Source organism: Pseudomonas sp. A-RE-22 (genome assembly GCF_019956035.1).
Taxonomy (GTDB): domain Bacteria; phylum Pseudomonadota; class Gammaproteobacteria; order Pseudomonadales; family Pseudomonadaceae; genus Aquipseudomonas; species Aquipseudomonas brassicacearum.
This window is the reverse complement of the sequence record NZ_JAHBCZ010000088.1, coordinates 137,487-154,876: the sequence shown is the minus strand read 5'-3', so window position 1 is coordinate 154,876 and position 17,390 is coordinate 137,487. Positions and strand designations below refer to the sequence as shown.

Below are 17,390 nucleotides of genomic sequence, written 5' to 3'. Positions count from 1 at the left end.
TAAAAGGCTTTGCACAATGGAGTTCGTTATGAGCATTGGCGTAACGTTCAATTTCAAAGGGCTGGTCGTGCCGATATCCGGCGCGCCCCCCAGCCGGCTATTCGCTACGACCGCTTTACCCACGCTGACACAACTCGACATGCCTGCACCGCACACAGCGATAAACACGACAAGCATCCATGTCTGTAGGAAACATTCGGATAGAAAAAGCACCAGTGTTCATGGAGCGCTCAAAAAACTCCAGCTCCGCAGCCTGCTGGCCTGTCTGGCCATTGGCGCCGCCAGCGTCGCTACAGGCGCATACGCCGGGCCACTCCCCCCCTCTTCAGCATTGGCCTACGACAAGCAGACCCAAGGCCCAGTACCCATCCCGGTATCGGAACGAGGCCTTCCAACGGTTACTGCTCAAACCTGGTTCAAAGCATCCAACGAAGGACGGATACTGGAAGGCGCCATATTTGACCGCGAGGGCAACCTGCTTTTCTGTGATGTTTCGGGTAAACGCGTACTTCGCCTCTCGCCGACCAAACAGCTTTCAATCGTAGCCACGATAGAGAACCTCTCCCCTGGCGGACTGGCATTTCATCCCGACGGACGTCTGTTCATCGCGGCTCTCGATCTGAACCGCAACCTCGGCGCGATTTTCGCGGTCAAACCCGATGGCACGGGAATGCAAACCATCATCGCGCAAGACGCCGGATTCATGCCCAATGACTTGGCGTTCAACAAACAGGGCGGTTTCTACTTCAGTGATTTCAAAGGTATCTCGACCGAGCCAAAGGGCGGGATCTATTACGTTTCTCCCGATCTTTCGCCTCCCGTTGTCGTCTTGCCGCATCTCTCGATGGCCAACGGCGTTACGCTAAGTCCAGACGGAAAAACGCTGTGGGCAACCGAATTTGGCCGCAACCTTCTGCATCGCATCGACCTGGCCAACGCTACTACCATCGCCACCATCAGTTCGTCCATCCCCTACCGTTTCACGGGGCCCTCCCCCGATTCGATGCGGGTCGACGCCGATGGCAATGTCTATGTGGCGATCTATGGGCAAGGTCGTGTAATGGTCTTTAACCAGATCGGTATCCCGATTGGTCAGGTGCTGCTGCCGGGGCGCGAACAAGGGCACAACCTGCTATCGACTAGCCTCGCCATTGATCCCAATACGAACACCTTGTACTCCGTCACCAGTGATGGAGATAAGGGGCAAGGAGCGACAATATTCAGTGCCAAGGTGTTCACCCATGGCTTGCCTCCGGCGTCATTCAAATGAGCCGCCTCAATGCTTGTTCCCAACACGTGTGTCCTATTGATCACATGGAGAAACCCTTATGACCCCTATTGGCGCAGAGCCTGACTCTTTGAATGCCAAGCGCGATACGACAAAAGCTTCGCGATGGGTATGTCGTATCTTTGCCATTGTATTACTGATACTCGGCCTGGCCCTTTCCATTGGCGGTGTCATCTTGGTTGCGGACGCAGGTTCTGCGTACTACCTGATCACCGGGCTGGCCTTCATCACAAGCGGTGTATTTCTCTGGCGCGGTGATGCGCGAGGGGTTTGGGTCTATGCCGCAATGCTGGTCTGGACCACGGCCTGGAGTTTGTGGGAGGTGGGTTTTAACGGTTGGCAACTGGCGCCCCGGCTCATTGGTCCGTTCGTTCTCGGCGCAGTTCTTCTGCTACCGCATTTCACCCGACTCACGCCTGCGCCGAACACCCGGAAGCTTCCGCGCGGCTGGCCATCGTTTGCCGGCGGCCTGGTCGCTGCAATCGCCTTGGGGAGCGTCAGTCACGCTTTCGGACCTGACGCACCGGACTTTCCGATGTTGAGACGCGGCTTGCAATCGCAGGCGCCAGCGAAACTGCCTGAACCAATGGCCAACAACGAACGTACCGACTGGCAAGCCTACGGCAACGACCAAGGTGGAACCCGCTTCAGTCCGCTAGCAGACATTGACACAACCAACGTCTCGAAGCTGGTCAAAGTCTGGGAAGCCGACATGGCACCGGTGAACGGCGATCTCAACGCCATCGAAGGCACCCCCATCATGATGGGTAGTTCCCTGTACGCGTGTGATGGCAATAACGGTATCCATGCATTCGATGCGGAAACCGGCAAAGAATTGTGGCGCCGCGACATTTCCAACGGCGTACCGCAGTCGGGCAAACCTTGTCGGGGTGTGGCGTACTACAAAGTGCCCGACGCCAATGGTTTTTGCTCAGAGCGCATCTACGCCCCCAGCCACAACCCCACGCTGGTGGCACTGGATGCGAAAACCGGTGAATATTGCCCAGGGTTTGGTAACAACGGCGCGGTCGATCTGACAAAGGGCGTCGCACCTTACCCACATGGCTTGTTCTACGTCAGCTCGGCACCGCAAGTTATCCGCGGCAAGATTGTCGTCGGTGGTGGCATTCCCGACGGGCAATATTGGGGTGGTCCGTCCGGCGTCATCAGGGCGTTTGATGCGGTGACAGGCGAACTCGCCTGGGCCTTTGATGCCGGCGCGCCGAATCGTCTCGGCCTGCCACCTGAAGGGCAGTATTACACGCCTTCCACGCCCAACAGCTGGGCCCCCATCAGCGCGGATGAGAAGCTCGGTCTCGTCTATTTGCCAGTGGGCAACGCGACACCTGATGCTTACGGTGGGCAGCGCCGTCCCTATGACGAGGATATCTCCAGTGCGGTGATCGCTCTCGACGCGGAGACGGGTCGACTGCGCTGGAAATTCCAGGCCACGCACCACGACATCTGGGATTATGACGTCGCTTCTCAGCCCACTCTGTTGAATTGGCCTACCGCAAAGGGCATGCGGCCAGCGCTGATCCAACCGACCAAGCGCGGCGAAATTTTCGTGCTCGACCGCGAGACTGGCGAACCGATCAAGGCGGTGGAAGAACAGCCTGTGCCTCAGCGTGACATTGCCAAAGGCGAATGGCTGTCCCCTACCCAACCTGCCTCTGTCGAGCTCCCTGCTTTCAGGGGGCCTCAACTGCGCGAAAAAGACATGTGGGGTGCGACGCCGATCGACCAAATGGTTTGCCGGATCATGTTCAAACAATCGCGCTACGAGGGCCAATTCACGCCCATCACGCTCGACAAGAATGTCTTGATCGATCCCGGTTCAATGGGTGGTGTGAACTGGAATGGCATCTCGCTGGACGTTGATCGCGGGCTGATGATCGTCAACTGGACTCAGGTCCCTGACCGAATCGAATTGGTAACACGCGAAGAAGCAACGCAACGCAATTTCAAGATTGCACCTGGTCTGGACGCAGGGGGACAAGCAGAGCAGCCTATGCTTGACACGCCATACGGCGCTTATCGGGTCAACTTCCTTTCGCAGCTTGGCATTCCTTGCAATGCGCCACCTTGGGGCCTGATTGGCGCTGTTGATCTTGTCAGTGGCAAGCTCATCTGGTCCAAGCCATTCGGCTCACCGCGTGACATTGGTCCGTTCGGTCTGCCGACCCTGGTTTCCATCCCGATCGGTACACCGACCGCCGGTGGCGCCGTGACGACCCGTGGCGGCCTGGTATTTATCGGCGGTGCAGCAGAGCATACGTTCCGTGCCCTGGATGCAGCCACCGGCCGGGAGCTGTGGAGCAGTCGCCTGGCCACCAGCGCCAATGCCACGCCCATGACCTACCGCAGTCCGGTCAGCGGAAGGCAATTTGTGGTGGTCGCCGAGGGTGGGCGTCCGCATTATCGTACGAAGCCTGGTTCGAAGCTGGTTGCCTTTGCAATTCCAGACAGCAAGTGATCGCTGCTGACAATAGCTGATCGACTAAGGAGTCAGTCCATCGTGACCTGTCTCCAAAGTCTTGGATTGGGCAAATCTGCCTGTCTCTGAAATGGGCTATATCCATTTCAATATCAAAGCGCCCGATGCACTTGCATCGGGCGCTTTGTATTTCTGGGAGCGTGGTAATTCCTGCCACATACCCCTCTGCACAGAAACATCACCCTTCACTAAAACTGAAGCCCTCACCTCTAAATCCGCCTTTCGCCGCGATGAGCCCATCCCTATGGTTAATCCACTGGCGGCAGTCACTTCGCCCTGCCAGTGAATCGAGGAGATACGATGGTCGACGTTCTGGTGATAGGTGGCGGCAACGCTGCGTTATGTGCCGCATTGATGGCACGAGAGGCAGGCGCCAGCGTAACGCTGCTGGAAGGCTCGCCGAAAGTATGGCGCGGCGGAAATTCGCAGCACACGCGCAACCTGCGCTGCATGCACGATGCGCCTCAGGATGTGCTGGTCGATGCCTATCCCGAAGAAGAATATTGGCAGGATCTGCTTAAAGTCACCGGTGGCCTTACCAACGAGAAACTGGCGCGCATCGCCATTCGTGCCTCGTCATCTTGCCGTGATTGGATGCGTTCACATGGCGTGCACTTTCAGCCGCCCTTGTCGGGTGCTCTTCATGTGGCTCGCACCAACGCGTTTTTCATGGGCGGCGGAAAGGCACTGGTCAATGCCTACTTTCGCAGCGCCGAACGCCTGGGCGTGAAGATCCGTTATGACGCTCAGGTCACTGACATAGAACTGGAAAACGGTGCTTTCGTCGCAGCTCATCTGGCCGAACGCGAGGTAGATGGACAACGATTGCCAGCGGAGCGTATCGAAGCACGCGCCTGCGTCCTGGCGGCTGGCGGGTTTGAATCCAATCGCGAATGGTTACGGGAGGCTTGGGGGCAAAACGAGCGCGGTGAATGGCCATCGGACAATTTCCTTATTCGCGGCACCCGCTTCAATACCGGTGTGTTGTTGCGACGGATGCTCGATCTTGGCGCCGATGCAGTCGGCGACCCGACCCAGGCACATATGGTTGCCATCGACGCCCGGGCTCCGCTTTACGACGGCGGTATCTGTACCCGCATCGACTGCGTGTCCCTGGGCGTGGTTGTCAACCGCGATGGCGAACGGTTTTACGATGAGGGTGAGGATTTCTGGCCCAAGCGTTATGCGATTTGGGGCCGTCTGGTTGCGGGACAACCCAACCAGCAGGCCTACTCGATTATCGACCAACAGGCGCTTGGCCGCTTCATGCCGCCGGTGTTCCCTGGAACCACAGCCCGGACGTTGCCAGAACTTGCTCGCCTGTTGAACTTGCCGCAAACGCAGTTCGTTAAAACCATCGAAGACTACAACAACGCTTGCCATGTCGGCACGTTCGACCACACCACGCTCGATGACTGCCATACCGAAGGACTTACTCCCGCCAAGACGCACTGGGCAAGGCCGCTCACCAAACCACCCTACTACGCCTACCCCCTCAAGCCAGGTGTCACCTTTACCTATCTCGGCTTGGCGACCGACGAAACGGCAGCCGTGCACTTTGATGGCAAGGCCAGCCCGAACCTGTTTGTCGCCGGAGAAATGATGGCTGGCAACGTACTGGGCAAGGGTTATACCGCGGGTATTGGCATGGCCATCGGTACCGCCTTCGGACGAATCGCCGGCGTACAGGCCGCGCTTTGTGCGGGGTTTGGTCTTTCTCCTGTGAACTCGGAGCTTCAACATGCAGCTGTTTGATCCCCAGGTATCCAGCCAACTGATCCCGGTCCTCAACCTGCAGGAAACCGAAGTCGAACGGCAGATGACCATTTGCAATGCCTGCCGCTATTGCGAAGGTTTCTGTGCCGTATTCCCCGCAATGACCCGGCATCTGGAATTCGGCCAGGCCGACATTCATTACTTGGCGAACCTTTGCCACAACTGCGGCGCGTGCCTGTCGGCCTGCCAATACGCTGCCCCGCACGAATTTGCAGTCAACGTACCCAAAGCCATGGCCAAGGTACGGCTGGAAACCTACACCAATTACGCCTGGCCGCAGCCACTGGGTAAATTGTACCAACGCAACGGCCTTACCTTGGGGCTGGCTTCAGGCGCTGGGTTGGCGCTGTTCCTGTCGCTTACCTTGATGATCATGGGCAACCTGTTCGTTGCCATGCCAGGCGGTAACTTCTACGGGATTTTCCCACACAACACGTTGGCACTGATGTTCAGCGCGGTGTTCGGTTTTGCCGTGTTGGCCCTGGGCATCGGCGTGCGTCGATTCTGGCGCGAAATCTCACCCGCCGAGGCACCTCTGCCGTTGAAAGCCAGTGCAGCACTGGAGGCCGGCGCCAACGTCGCACAACTCAAGTACCTGGACGGCGGACATGGAGAAGGCTGCAACAACGCCGACGACGCATTCACCCTATGGCGCCGCCGCTTTCACCACCTCACCTTCTATGGGTTCATGCTGTGCTTCGCAGCCACAGGCGTTGCCACTCTTTATCATTTTTTGCTGGATTGGTCGGCGCCCTACCCGGTTTTAAGCCTGCCAGTGCTGCTCGGCATCTTCGGTGGCGTAGGTCTGCTGATCGGCCCTGCAGGTTTGCTCTGGATGAATCTGCGGCGTAACCCGCAGCAAGGGGACGAGAATCAGAAACCGATGGATCGTGGCTTCATCGCGCTTCTGTTCCTGGTCAGCGCCAGTGGCCTGGCATTGCTTGCCGGGCGCGAAACCAGTGCGTTGGGCTTGTTGCTGGCCATCCACCTGGGTCTGGTCATGGCGTTCTTCCTGACCATGCCCTATAGCAAATTCGCCCACGGCATATTCCGCAGCGCTGCGTTGCTGAAATACACCATTGAAAAACGCCAACCCAACCCGATCAGTGCGGCCGGCGAATGACCGGTATTTTCAAGAGCGTGCCGACGGCATCATCGGCGCCGCTAAGTTGAAAGCAACCTTCATAGCAATCACAAGGAGAGCATTACCGATGCTCAAATAAATTACCGAGCTGATTCGCAAGAACAGACGAGGCATGAGTTAGGTCCCGTCTTCTCATCAACTTACCGTGTGTCACGTCAAGCTCGACGTCTTTACAAACCCAGACTCCAGTCGCTCTTCGCTGGGATCAACCCGTTGCAGACATTCTTTAATGCTCTTCCGGGCGGAAGATCAACCTGAAGATGTGTTCGATTATCTGACTAATAAAAACAAAAGCAGAGATTATCATGACCACTCATTTGAACTGCAACACGCTTAATACTTCCGTCGCATTGCTGCTGCTTTGCGGAGCGGCCAACAGTCATGCACAAGAAGCCTTCAGTCCTGAGTCCCCTTGGATGTTGGGAGACTGGGGCGGCCTACGCACAGAATTGCTGGAAAAAGGTTATACCTTTAATGTGCTCTACACGGGCGACGCCGCGACGAATCTGGCCGGTGGCTACGACTCGCACACCACGGCGCGGTATACCGACCAACTTGCACTGATGAGCAATTTTGACCTTGAGAAAATACTCGGTTGGGAAGGCGCTGATTTTCAATTCACGATATCGGATCGTAACGGGCGCAATCTCACCAATGATGTCATCACCGATCCTCGGGTGGGCGGCATCAGTCAGGTTCAAGAGGTATACGGGCGCGGCCAGACCTGGCGGCTTACGCAACTCTGGTATCGTCAGAAGTTCTTTGACGGCGGGCTGGATATCAAACTGGGCCGCATGAATTTTGGCGAGGACTTCGGCAGCTTTCCCTGCAAATTCCAGAACTTGGCGTTCTGCGGCGCGCAGCCGGGTAACTGGGCCGGCGATATCATTTATAACTGGCCAATCACCCAATGGGCGGGCCGCGTAAAGGTCGCGTTGAGCGATAACACTTATGCGCAGATTGGTGCGTACGAGCAGAACCCGTCCTACCTGGAAATAGGTAACGGCTTCAAACTCAGCGGCAGCGGCAATGAGGGTACCTTGGTACCTGTCGAGCTGGTCCATACCACATCGCTGGGAGCCGGACGGCTGCCAGGGGAATATCGCCTAGGCGCGTATTACAGCAGCCGTGACGCAAATGACGTCAACACAGAAGAAAACGGCATAGCCAAATCCCGCGACAGTAAATACGGCGCATGGATTGCCGGGCAACAACAAGTCTGGAAAGATCCGGACTTCGCCGCTCGCGGGCTGACGGTGTTTGCCTATGCCACCGTGCATGACAAAGCCACCAATATGATCGATCGTTATGCGCAAGTAGGCGCTTACTACACGGCCCCCTTCAAATCTCGCCCGAATGACGAAATCGGCATCGCCATCGCCAGTCTCCATGTGAATAACCGCTTCACAGATCATCAGCAGCAACTGAATGACCGGGCGGGTGTCAGCGATTATGACGACCCCCGCTACACACCGACACAAAGCTCAGAAACCAACATGGAAATTTACTATGGCTTTGGCGTGACCAAGTGGCTGACCGTGCGCCCCAACCTGCAATTTGTAGGCAATCCTGGCGGAGTCAGCGAGGTCAGGGATGCGTGGGTGGCCGGTTTGAAATTCGAGACCAGCCTGTAAGGGGGTTCTCCCAATGCACTTTATTTTCGTACAAACATGGGAGAGCACGACAATGACATTTTGTGCCCTGCAGAATCGAGTTCAATCGTTCGCGAAGTGCTTCGCTGCCCTGGTTGCTAAATTGTCGAGTCACTCGTTCTCGTACTTGGAGCAGTTTCCTGAAGCCGTCCTATTATCCGACCGTACGGCAGCAAAAGACGAGGTATGACAACCGAAACACGGCGTCGTGGGTTGGGCGCGCCTTGGAACGCTGCAAAATGATCCCAACCAAACTCAGAAATATGTACCTGACAAACGTCTCATCACTTGATAGGAGTACTTTCATGTCTTGGTCCAAACCTGCTTACACCGACCTGCGTATCGGTTTTGAAGTCACCATGTACTTCGCAAACCGTTAAGTTTGTACCTGATGGACAGCGCCTCGGTCTGCCGAGGCGTTTTATTTTCGGTTCCAGAATGATGGAGCAACCATGTTCGTCCAGATTCTAGGTTCTGCCGCCGGTGGCGGTTTCCCCCAGTGGAACTGCAACTGCGCCAACTGCGCAGGTTTTCGCGACGGCAGCCTGCGGGCCCAGGCGCGCACCCAATCGTCCATCGCCCTGTCCGATGACGGTGTGAACTGGGTGCTGTGCAACGCCTCTCCGGACATTCGCGCCCAGCTCCAGGCGTTTGCCTCGATGCAGCCGGGCCGGGCCCTGCGCGACACCGGCATTGGCGCGATCATCCTGATGGACAGCCAGATCGACCACACCACCGGCCTGCTCAGCCTGCGCGAAGGCTGCCCGCATCAGGTCTGGTGCACCGACATGGTCCATGAAGACCTGAGCACCGGTTTCCCGCTGTTCAACATGCTGACCCACTGGAACGGCGGGCTGAGCTGGAACCGTATCGAACTCGACCAGTTTTTCACCATCCCGGCCTGCCCGAACCTGCGCTTCACCCCGTTACCATTACGCAGCGCCGCACCGCCCTATTCACCGCATCGCTTCGACCCGCACCCGGGCGACAACATCGGGTTGATCGTCGAAGACCTGAGCACGGGTGGCAAGCTGTTCTATGCCCCGGGCCTGGGCAAGATCGACGAGTCGTTGCTGGAGATCATGGCCGGCAGCGATTGTCTGCTGGTGGACGGCACGGTGTGGGACGACGATGAAATGCAACGCCGTGGCGTCGGCACCCGCACTGGCCGGGAAATGGGTCACCTGGCCCAGAATGGTCCGGGCGGCATGCTCGAAGTGCTGGAGCATTTGCCGAAGCAGCAGCGCAAGGTGCTGATCCACATCAACAACACCAACCCAATCCTCGATGAAGACTCCCCCGAGCGGGCCGAGTTGGTGCGACGCAATGTCGAAGTCGCTTACGACGGCATGAGTATCGAACTGTAGGAGCGCCCGAAATGACTGACACACCATTGACCACCGCAGAGTTTGAAGCAGCCTTGCGCGCCAAGGGCGCGTATTACCACATCCATCACCCGTATCACGTGGCGATGTATGAAGGCCGCGCGACTCGCGAGCAGATCCAGGGCTGGGTCGCGAACCGTTTTTACTACCAGGTGAATATCCCGCTCAAGGATGCCGCGATCCTGGCCAACTGCCAGGACCGGGAGATCCGCCGCGAGTGGATTCAGCGCCTGCTCGACCATGACGGCGCTCCCGGCGAAGACGGCGGCATCGAAGCCTGGTTGCGGCTGGGCCAGGCGGTGGGCCTGGACCCCGATCAACTGCGCTCCCAGGAGCTGGTGCTGCCCGGGGTGCGTTTCGCCGTGGATGCCTATGTCAACTTCGCCCGCCGGGCCTGCTGGCAGGAAGCCGCCAGCAGCTCGCTGACCGAACTGTTCGCCCCGCAGATCCACCAGTCGCGCCTGGACAGTTGGCCCCAGCACTACCCATGGATCGACCCGACCGGCTATGAGTACTTCCGCACCCGCCTGGGCCAGGCCCGACGTGACGTGGAACATGGCCTGGCGATCACCTTGCAGCACTACACCACCCGCGCAGGGCAGGAACGCATGCTGGAGATTCTCCAGTTTAAACTGGACATCCTCTGGAGCATGCTCGACGCCATGAGCATGGCCTATGAATTGAACCGCCCGCCCTACCACAGCGTGACCGGGAAACGGGTGTGGCACAAAGGGATCACCTTATGAGTTTCGACCGCAGCAAAACCCCGCGCTGGCGCCCCGGCTATCGCTTCCAGTACGAACCGGCCCAGAAAGGCCACGTGCTGCTCTATCCTGAAGGCATGATCAAGCTGAACGACAGCGCTTCTTTGATCGGCGGCCTGATCGACGGTGAACGGGATGTCGCGGCCATCATCGGTGAGTTGGCGAAGCAGTTTCCCGGCGTGCCGGAACTCGGCGACGACATCGAGCAATTCATGGAGGTCGCCCGTGCACAGCACTGGATCGAACTTGCCTGAGAACACGGGTCTGCCGCCCAAGCCTGAAGTCGGCTTGCCGCTGTGGTTGCTGGCGGAGCTGACCTATCGTTGCCCGCTGCAATGCCCGTACTGCTCCAACCCGCTGGACTTTGCCGAGCAAGGCAAGGAGCTGAGCACCGAGCAATGGTTCAAGGTCTTTCGCGAAGCCCGCGAGATGGGCGCCGCGCAGCTGGGCTTTTCCGGCGGCGAGCCGTTGGTGCGCCAGGACCTGGCCGAGTTGATCGACGAGGCACGCCGGCTGGGTTTCTATACCAACCTGATCACCTCCGGCATCGGCTTGACCGAGCAGAAAATCAGCGACTTCAAGAAGGCCGGCCTCGACCATATCCAGATCAGTTTCCAGGCCAGCGACGAGCAGGTGAACAACCTCCTGGCCGGTTCGAAGAAAGCCTTCGCGCAAAAACTGGAAATGGCCCGGGCGGTAAAGGCCCACGGTTATCCGATGGTGCTGAACTTCGTGACCCATCGGCACAACATCGACAAGATCGATCGCATCATCGAGCTGTGCATCGCCCTGGAAGCCGACTTCGTCGAGCTCGCCACGTGCCAGTTCTATGGCTGGGCGCAGCTCAACCGCGTCGGCCTGCTGCCCACCCGGGAGCAACTGGTACGCGCCGAGCGTGTCACCAACGAATACCGCGCCAAGCTGGAAGCGCAAGGCAATCCGTGCAAGCTGATCTTCGTCACGCCGGACTACTACGAAGAACGCCCCAAGGGCTGCATGAACGGCTGGGGCAGCATTTTCCTCACCGTCACGCCGGACGGCACGGCATTGCCCTGTCACGGTGCCCGCCAGCTGCCGGTGCAATTTCCCAACGTGCGCGACCACAGCATGCAGCACATCTGGTACGACTCGTTCGGCTTCAACCGCTTCCGCGGTTATGACTGGATGCGCGAACCGTGCCGCTCCTGCGATGAAAAAGAAAAGGACTTCGGAGGCTGCCGCTGCCAGGCGTTCATGCTCACGGGCGACGCCAGCAACGCCGACCCGGTGTGCAGCAAGTCCGAACATCACGGGGTGATTCTCAAGGCGCGTGAAGACGCCGAGCACGCCACGCAAACCATCGAACAATTGGCCTTTCGCAATGAACGAAACTCGCGCCTCATCGTTAAGGGCTGATCGTCTCAGCGACAGAAATGACTGACTGATCGACGATCGATTCGAACGGTAACGTCCGACACGCAGCAAATACCACGTGCGACACCTGAGGGATTCAAGTTCTCGGCGTCGCAGATGGCGCATCATTGGTGAGTAAAGCTCAGCACTGCATCAATAGCTCACAGGCTAATCAATTAAAAAATAGCCTGTAGAATATCCCCATACCGACAACAAAATCATTCCAGATATCGAGTAGGCATCTTAGTCCTTGCCGTCCTCGATCATCTTGCGTCATCTGCACGCTCCCAAGCCAATGCGTTATTAGGCTGAAACAGCTTATTTAAAACCTTACCTATTTAACGGTTCAGAACAAGCTTATAGCTATTCTCGGACCCCCAAAGAATTCAGGACATTTATGAACCTTGCAAAACTAACAGCTTCCATCATTTTAATCACCGGCCTGGCTGGCTGTGCGACTGAACTTCCGACGCTTAAGGATGGCGAATCCATTGTCAACCTTCACGAGCAGATCGGTGATGAAATGCTGGCCAGACGCCTGGATACACAACGCGCAGAGAACCTGACTTATTTCAAAGTATCGCCAGGGGCGCACACGATGGAAGTTGGGGTAGTTACCAAGGGCTACCAGGAAAGCCAACACCGCTGTGTTGCCACCCTGTCCTATGACAATTTTTTACCGAATGAACGTTACACCCTGATGGAAAGTAGTGCGGGGAAAGAGGTAAAAATTGAACTTATGGACAGTAAAGGTAATACCTTGGCTCAAACTGACAAGATGCCCTGCTTGTAATTAACCGCCGTGTAAATGACAGCGCGGCGTCACCACTCAGCACGTAATATCATGATAGTGTCATTCACTGCTAATACAAAACGCCCGGCCTATCGCCGGGCGTTTTTGTTTAGTCGTCGTCCTCAGAGTTTGTGCACGCCCCGCTCGTCCCATCCGCCACCCAGTGCACGATACAAGTTCACTTCAGCCTGCAACTGCGCAAGGCGATCGTTGATCAGCCTTTGTTGGTTGCTAAACAGCGAGCGCTGCGCGTCCAAAAAGGTCAGGTTGCTGTCCACGCCGATTCGATAACGACGCTCGGCAAGCCGATAGTAATCCTGGCTGGCGTTGACGAGGTCATTCTGTGCCTGCAACTGATCGACGTAGGTTTTACGTGCGGTCAATCCGTCGGAGACTTCCTGGAAGGCGGTCTGGATAGCTTTCTCGTAGTTGGCCACGCCAATATCTTTCTGAATCTCCGAGTAATTCAGGCTGGCGCGTAACGCGCCTGCGTTGAAAATCGGCAAGCTGATGGTAGGGGTAAACGCCCAACTGCCTGAGCCGCTCTTGAATAACCCATCCAGATTCGCGCTCGAGGTGCCGGCATTTGCCGTAAGGCTGATGCTAGGGAAAAACGCCGCCCGCGCCGCGCCGATGTTAGCGTTAGCGGCCAATAGCGAATGCTCGGCGGCAAGGATATCGGGGCGACGGGTGAGTAAATGACTGGGCAGACCGGCCGGTACGTTGGCGAGCAGATCGCCATCCAAGGACTGCGGCTCCGGCAAATCGGCGGGCAGTCCTGTGCCAAGAAGAAGCACCAACGCATTCTCATCTTCGGCCACTCGGCGCCGGTAGTTTGCCAGGCTCGCCCGCGCACCTTGCACCGAAGTACGCGCCTGTGCGAGATCAAGCGCCGAAGCCACACCCACCTGATTACTGCGGGTGGTCAGACGTAAGCTCTCCTCGTAGGCGTCCAGCGTGTTCTCGGTGAGCTTGAGCAATTCACGGTCGGCTTGCCAGGTGAGATACGCATTGGCCACGCTCGAAACGATGCTGATCTGGGTCGAGCGTCGGGCCTGGGCGGTAGACAGATAAGTTTCCAGAGCCTGCTGGCTTAGACCGGCGATGCGACCAAACAGATCCAACTCGTACGAACTGATTCCCAGGTTGACGTCATATTGGCTGGAAATACTGGCCTGACCGGACTGCGCCTGAGCGCTCGGCAGTCGCTGTCGTGTTCCGCTGGCGTTGGCGCCAATCGCCGGAAACAGGTCAGCTCTCTGGATTCGGTACTGCGCCCGGTACGCCTCAACGTTCAGTGCCGCGACCTTCAGGTCACGATTATTGACCAAGGCGATCTGGATCAATCGCTGCAATGCCGGATCGTGGAAAAACTCGCGCCACCCCTGCTCCACAGCGGCCTGGTCGGCAGCGTTGGTTGCCTGATAGGCAGGACCCTGCGGATACTGCGCAGCAACTGGAGCCTGCGGTCGCTGATACTCCGGGATCAGTGAGCAACCACTCAGAATAGCGGCGCTGATCGCGAGACCGATTAAAGAGCGAGTCATTGGCCTGCCTCCTCACACATAGCAGTTTCGTCCTGCTTCTTGCGGCTGCCTTTAAACAAGGTTGAAACGGAAACGAAGAACAGGGGAACCCAAAAAATCGCCAGAACGGTGGCCGTTATCATGCCGCCGATCACCCCCGTGCCGATGGCGTGTTGACTGCCAGAGCCGGCTCCGCTGGAAATGGTCAGAGGTAGCACGCCGAGAATGAATGCCAAGGACGTCATCACGATCGGACGCAGACGCATACGACAAGCCTCGACCGTTGCTTCCAGCAACGGTGTACCTTTTTCATTCAATTCCTTGGCAAACTCGACGATCAGGATCGCATTCTTCGCCGCCAACCCCACCGTCACCAACAGACCCACTTGGAAGAACACGTCGTTCGACAGTCCCCGCAATGCCGTGGCCATTAGCGCGCCGATGACCCCAAGAGGCACGACCAAGATGACCGCAATCGGTATCGACCAGCTTTCATAGAGTGCCGCCAGACATAGAAACACGACGAGAATCGATAGCGCGTACAGAGCCGGCGCTTGTGAACCAGAAAGACGCTCTTCATAGGACAACCCAGTAAAAGAGATGCCTACGCCGGGCGGCAGTTGTTCTGCAATTCGCTCGACCTCCGCCATCGCCTGGCCAGAGCTGTAACCCGGGGCGGGAGTCCCGAGAATTTGCTCGGCAGGAACGCCGTTGTAGCGCGACAGTTTTGGTGATCCGAAGATCCACTCGGCACTCGCAAATGCCGAGAACGGGACCATCTGACCTTGGTTGTTACGCACGAACCATTTACTCAGATCCTCTGCGGTGCTGCGCGAGTCAGGTTGACCCTGTACGTAAACCCGCTTAACTCGGCCGCGATCAACGAAATCGTTCACATAACTACTGCCGTATGCCACTGACAGCGTGGTGTTGATATCGGCCAGAGAAATGCCCATCGCCCGCGCACGCTCGTCGTCGATGGTCAGGTGGTATTGTGGCTCGTCGGCCAAGCCGTTTGGGCGAACGCCAGCGAGGACCGGGCTCTGGGCAGCCAGCTCAAGAAACTTGCCGCGTGCCTCCATGAGTTTTTGATGGCCCACGCTATCCTGGTCCTGCAGGTAGAAATCGAAGCCGGTGGCGTTACCCAACTCCAGTACCGATGGCGGAACCACCGCATATACCAGGGCGTCTCGGTACTTCAGGAACTCTTGCTGGGCACGCTGGGCAATTTTGAACACAGTATTGTCACTGTCTCGTTCATCCCATGGCTTCAGGTTGACGAACGCAATCCCTGAATTCTGCCCGCGGCCCGCAAAGTTGAAGCCGTTAACGGTGAAAACTGTAGCAACGGCTTTACCTTCTCCGTGCTCTTTGTCCAGCAGGTATTGAGTCATGCGATCAAGCACTTTTTGCGTGCTCTCAGCCGAGCTGTTGGCCGGCGTCTGCACCTGCGTGAAAATCAAACCCTGATCTTCATCGGGCAGGAACGAGGTCGGTATCCGGGCGAACATCCAGATCGTGCCGGCGACGATTACCAGGTAAACCATAAAGCCCGGCACCCTATGCCGGATGATCTGGCCTACGCCCTGCTCATATCCGTTGACGCAGGCATCGAACCGTCTGTTGAACCATCCAAAAAAACCGCGCTTGGGCTGACCGTGCTTTGTCGGATCGATTGGCTTGAGCAGCGTGGCGCAAAGCGCCGGGGTGAATACCAAAGCAACAAATACCGAAAGCGCCATGGCCGATACGATAGTGATCGAGAACTGCCGGTAGATCACGCCAGTGGAGCCACCAAAGAAAGCCATGGGCAACAGCACCGCCGAAAGCACCAAGGCAATACCCACAAGCGCTCCCTGGATCTGCCCCATCGATTTGCGCGTGGCCTCCCTGGGTGACAGGTGCTCCTCCGCCATCACCCGTTCGACGTTTTCAACCACCACAATCGCATCGTCGACGAGTAATCCAATCGCCAGGATCATGCCGAACATGGTCAAGGTATTGATAGAGAAGCCGGCCGCGGCAAGGACGCCGAAGGTACCTAACAACACAACGGGCACTGTCAAAGTCGTAATGATGGTGGCGCGCAGATTTTGCAAAAACAGCAGCATGACCAGAAAGACCAGAACCACCGCCTCGCCCAGTGTATGCATCACTCCGCTGATGGATTCGGTGACCACCGGCGTCGTGTCATACGGGTACACCGCTTCAATTCCGGCCGGGAAGAATGGTTTCAGTCGGTCGACCGTGGCGCGAATCGCCTTGGCGGTATCAAGGGCGTTGGCGCCTGTGGCCAAGCGGATGGCGATACCCGAGGCAGGCTTGCCATTGGCTTGGGCGTTGATGCTGTAGTTTTCACCGCCCAAACTGATATCAGCCACATCACTCAGGCGCACCTGGGAGCCGTCGCTATTGACCTTAAGCAAAATGTCACCAAATTGCTCGGAGGTCTGCAGTCGCGTCTTACCGATGATAGTTGCGGTAAACACCGTACCTTTGCGCGCAGGAAGACCACCGATCGTGCCCGAAGCTACCTGTACGTTCTGCGCCTCAATCGCCTCGGTCACGTCGACTGGTGTCAACTGGAACTGGTTCAGTTTGGCCGGGTCCAGCCAGACTCGCATGGCGTATTGCGTGCCCCAAATCTGAAAGTCACCGACACCTGAAGTCCTCGAAATCGGGTCCTGGATGTTTGAGACGATGTAGTTGGATAGATCCTCCTTGGTGTGTTTTCCATCGGTGGAAACCAGACCGATGAACATCATGAAATTCTGTTGGAATTTTGTGACGCGAAGGCCTTGCTGCTGCACTTCACGCGGCAACAGTGGCGTGGCCAGGTTCAGCTTGTTCTGCACCTGAACCTGGGCAATATCCGGGTTGGTACCCTGGTTGAAGGTCACGATGATTCGCATGCTGCCATCGGCATTACTCTCCGAAGAGATGTAGCGCAGATTGTCGATGCCGTTCATCTGCTGCTCGATTACTTGCACAACGGTATCTTGCACTGTCTGCGCGGAAGCACCGGGGTAAGAAACCTGAATCGCGACAGCGGGTGGTGCGATGTCAGGATATTGATTGATCGGCAAATTGAGGATCGACAATGCCCCAACGAGCATGATGATCAGCGCAAGCACCCACGCGAAGATCGGTCTATCAATAAAATACTTCGACAT

At 57.2% G+C, this 17,390-nt stretch carries 13 protein-coding genes; 11 read left to right on the top strand and 2 right to left on the bottom strand.

Going from position 1 to position 17,390, the window contains the following annotated elements; all coding sequences use genetic code 11:
- Window positions 1-28 precede the first annotated feature (28 nt).
- The 11 genes from KGA89_RS29305 (at window position 29) to KGA89_RS29255 (ending at window position 12,691) form a co-directional block, all read left to right on the top strand.
- Complete coding sequence (locus tag KGA89_RS29305) at window positions 29-1,270, top strand: SMP-30/gluconolactonase/LRE family protein (RefSeq protein ID WP_013692808.1); 1,242 nt, start codon at window positions 29-31, stop codon at window positions 1,268-1,270.
- 58 nt (window positions 1,271-1,328) lie between these two features.
- The gene (locus tag KGA89_RS29300; protein ID WP_013692807.1) at window positions 1,329-3,764 is read left to right on the top strand and encodes a pyrroloquinoline quinone-dependent dehydrogenase; all 2,436 of its coding nucleotides are present in this window, start codon (window positions 1,329-1,331) and stop codon (window positions 3,762-3,764) included.
- Window positions 3,765-4,085: 321 nt separating this feature from the next.
- Window positions 4,086-5,540, top strand: a complete 1,455-nt coding sequence (tcuA, locus tag KGA89_RS29295) for an FAD-dependent tricarballylate dehydrogenase TcuA (RefSeq protein WP_223473172.1) — start codon at window positions 4,086-4,088, stop codon at window positions 5,538-5,540.
- Window positions 5,527-6,684 (top strand): tricarballylate utilization 4Fe-4S protein TcuB, encoded by a 1,158-nt coding sequence (tcuB, locus tag KGA89_RS29290; protein ID WP_013692805.1) that lies wholly within the window; start codon window positions 5,527-5,529, stop codon window positions 6,682-6,684. Before tcuA ends, tcuB begins: the two co-directional genes overlap by 14 nt.
- A 326-nt stretch (window positions 6,685-7,010) precedes the next feature.
- Window positions 7,011-8,339 carry a carbohydrate porin gene (locus tag KGA89_RS29285; RefSeq protein WP_223473171.1) on the top strand — a complete coding sequence of 443 codons (1,329 nt, stop codon included), beginning with the start codon at window positions 7,011-7,013 and terminating at the stop codon, window positions 8,337-8,339.
- Window positions 8,340-8,662: 323 nt separating this feature from the next.
- Entirely contained in the window at window positions 8,663-8,737 is a 75-nt protein-coding gene (gene pqqA, locus KGA89_RS29280) for a pyrroloquinoline quinone precursor peptide PqqA (protein WP_020295432.1), read from the top strand.
- Between the two features lie 72 nt (window positions 8,738-8,809).
- Complete coding sequence (gene pqqB / locus KGA89_RS29275; RefSeq protein WP_013692803.1) at window positions 8,810-9,724, top strand: pyrroloquinoline quinone biosynthesis protein PqqB; 915 nt, start codon at window positions 8,810-8,812, stop codon at window positions 9,722-9,724.
- 11 nt (window positions 9,725-9,735) lie between these two features.
- Window positions 9,736-10,488, top strand: a complete 753-nt coding sequence (pqqC, locus tag KGA89_RS29270) for a pyrroloquinoline-quinone synthase PqqC (protein ID WP_223473170.1) — start codon at window positions 9,736-9,738, stop codon at window positions 10,486-10,488.
- On the top strand, window positions 10,485-10,760 hold the full coding sequence (gene pqqD, locus KGA89_RS29265; protein ID WP_223473169.1) for a pyrroloquinoline quinone biosynthesis peptide chaperone PqqD: 276 nt from the start codon (window positions 10,485-10,487) through the stop codon (window positions 10,758-10,760). Before pqqC ends, pqqD begins: the two co-directional genes overlap by 4 nt.
- On the top strand, window positions 10,732-11,901 hold the full coding sequence (pqqE, locus tag KGA89_RS29260) for a pyrroloquinoline quinone biosynthesis protein PqqE (RefSeq protein ID WP_223473168.1): 1,170 nt from the start codon (window positions 10,732-10,734) through the stop codon (window positions 11,899-11,901). The genes pqqD and pqqE overlap by 29 nt, the downstream gene beginning before the upstream one ends.
- Window positions 11,902-12,295: 394 nt before the next feature.
- Window positions 12,296-12,691 carry a hypothetical protein gene (locus tag KGA89_RS29255; protein WP_079302511.1) on the top strand — a complete coding sequence of 132 codons (396 nt, stop codon included), beginning with the start codon at window positions 12,296-12,298 and terminating at the stop codon, window positions 12,689-12,691.
- Between the two features lie 122 nt (window positions 12,692-12,813).
- Here the strand turns inward: KGA89_RS29255 and adeC are convergent, their stop codons facing one another.
- Window positions 12,814-14,238, bottom strand: coding sequence for an AdeC/AdeK/OprM family multidrug efflux complex outer membrane factor (gene adeC / locus KGA89_RS29250; RefSeq protein ID WP_223473167.1), 1,425 nt, complete (start codon window positions 14,236-14,238; stop codon window positions 12,814-12,816).
- Window positions 14,235-17,390: an efflux RND transporter permease subunit gene (locus KGA89_RS29245; protein ID WP_223473166.1), complete on the bottom strand. Its 3,156-nt coding sequence runs from the start codon at window positions 17,388-17,390 to the stop codon at window positions 14,235-14,237. The genes adeC and KGA89_RS29245 overlap by 4 nt, the downstream gene beginning before the upstream one ends.

Bases quoted from the DNA above. Each gene is read 5' to 3' on its own strand.
- KGA89_RS29300 (WP_013692807.1), top strand. From the start codon at position 1,329: ATGACCCCTATTGGCGCAGAGCCTGACTCTTTGAATGCCAAGCGCGAT.
- KGA89_RS29245 (WP_223473166.1), bottom strand. From the start codon at position 17,390: ATGTCGAAGTATTTTATTGATAGACCGATCTTCGCGTGGGTGCTTGCG.
- KGA89_RS29305 (WP_013692808.1), top strand. From the start codon at position 29: ATGAGCATTGGCGTAACGTTCAATTTCAAAGGGCTGGTCGTGCCGATA.
- tcuB (WP_013692805.1), top strand. From the start codon at position 5,527: ATGCAGCTGTTTGATCCCCAGGTATCCAGCCAACTGATCCCGGTCCTC.
- KGA89_RS29255 (WP_079302511.1), top strand. From the start codon at position 12,296: ATGAACCTTGCAAAACTAACAGCTTCCATCATTTTAATCACCGGCCTG.
- KGA89_RS29285 (WP_223473171.1), top strand. From the start codon at position 7,011: ATGACCACTCATTTGAACTGCAACACGCTTAATACTTCCGTCGCATTG.
- adeC (WP_223473167.1), bottom strand. From the start codon at position 14,238: ATGACTCGCTCTTTAATCGGTCTCGCGATCAGCGCCGCTATTCTGAGT.
- pqqD (WP_223473169.1), top strand. From the start codon at position 10,485: ATGAGTTTCGACCGCAGCAAAACCCCGCGCTGGCGCCCCGGCTATCGC.
- tcuA (WP_223473172.1), top strand. From the start codon at position 4,086: ATGGTCGACGTTCTGGTGATAGGTGGCGGCAACGCTGCGTTATGTGCC.
- pqqC (WP_223473170.1), top strand. From the start codon at position 9,736: ATGACTGACACACCATTGACCACCGCAGAGTTTGAAGCAGCCTTGCGC.
- pqqB (WP_013692803.1), top strand. From the start codon at position 8,810: ATGTTCGTCCAGATTCTAGGTTCTGCCGCCGGTGGCGGTTTCCCCCAG.